The sequence below is a fragment of the Streptomyces sp. NPDC052101 genome, from assembly GCF_040680235.1.
Classification (GTDB): Bacteria; Actinomycetota; Actinomycetes; order Streptomycetales; family Streptomycetaceae; genus Streptomyces.
This window is the reverse complement of record NZ_JBFAWH010000149.1, coordinates 1-1,163: the sequence shown is the minus strand read 5'-3', so window position 1 is coordinate 1,163 and position 1,163 is coordinate 1. Positions and strand designations below refer to the sequence as shown.

General features: G+C 73.7%; 1 protein-coding gene. It reads right to left on the bottom strand.

The window, feature by feature from the left end; translation table 11 throughout:
* Positions 1 to 207: 207 nt before the first annotated feature.
* Entirely contained in the window at positions 208 to 1,122 is a 915-nt protein-coding gene (locus AB0L75_RS44390) for an SURF1 family protein (protein ID WP_127435199.1), read from the bottom strand.
* Between the last annotated feature and the right edge of the window lie 41 nt (positions 1,123 to 1,163).

Here is a 1,163-nt window from a genome sequence, read left to right as displayed (position 1 = left end):
CCCGCCAGCCGCGAGGAGATCCTGAACGCGCTGCAGCAGTACGAGGGCGCCGTGGTGCTCGTGACCCACGACGAGGGCGCCGTCGAGGCGCTCGACCCCGAGCGCGTGGTGCTGCTGCCGGACGGGGTCGAGGACCTCTGGAACGACGACTAGAGGGACCTCATCACCCTCGCCTGAGTGCGCGGGCCGCCGAGACGGAGGGCGGGCTCAGTCGAAGAGCGCGTCCTCGGCCTCCTCATCCGTGAGCCGCCCGTCGCGCCGCCGGACCGGCTTGGCGCGGGGGACCCGGTGAGCGGAGAGCAGCCCGTCGTCCGCGGCGTCGTCGAGGGCGTCGGCCCGGTCGTTGCGGGCGCGCATCCACGCGGAGTACCCCCACACCCCGAAGCCCATGGCCGCGAACAGGTACCACTGGATCGCGTAGGACAGGTGCGGGCCCTCGTCGAGGGTGGGCTCGACGAGCTTCTGCGGCATCGGCTCCACCGCCGGGTCCTCCGTGACCATGATCCCGTAGGCCGTCCCGGCCACGGGCCCGCCCACGGTGTCGGCGATCTCGGCGAGGTCGATCGAGGGCACCTGGCCCTCCGGGGCGTCGCGGTCCAGGGCCGGCTCCCCGGGCTTGACCCGCACCACGACCTCGGCGTGGCCGGCGGGCGGGGCCGGCACGGCGTCCGGCTGACCCGGACTGTTGCCCACCGGGAGCCAGCCGCGGTCCACCACGACGACGGGGCCCTCGTCCGTCCGGAACGGCACGAGCACCTCGTAGCCGGGCTGGCCGGCCCGGGGGCGGTTGCGGACGATGAGCGTCTCGTCGACGAGGTACTCGCCGGTCAGTGTCACGGGCGTCCACTCGTCGTCGGTCTGGAACGCGGTGAACAGCCGGGAGGCCTCGGCGAACGGAACCGGGTCGTCGTCGTAGTTCTCCAGGACGCGGTTGACGCGGTGCTGGACCTCCACGCGGCGGTCCCACTGCCACTGCGCGAGCGCATGGCACAGGAACGCGAAGAGGACGCACACCACGAAGCCGAGGATCCACGGGCCGGTGGCGAGGAAGCCGAAGCGCAGGGCAGGAAGGCGTTCGGCGTCGCGGGCGGTCGGGTCCGTCATGGGGGCGGGGGTGCTCATGGGCGCGGGGGCTCCTGCGGGGTCTCGGGCGTGTCGACCTC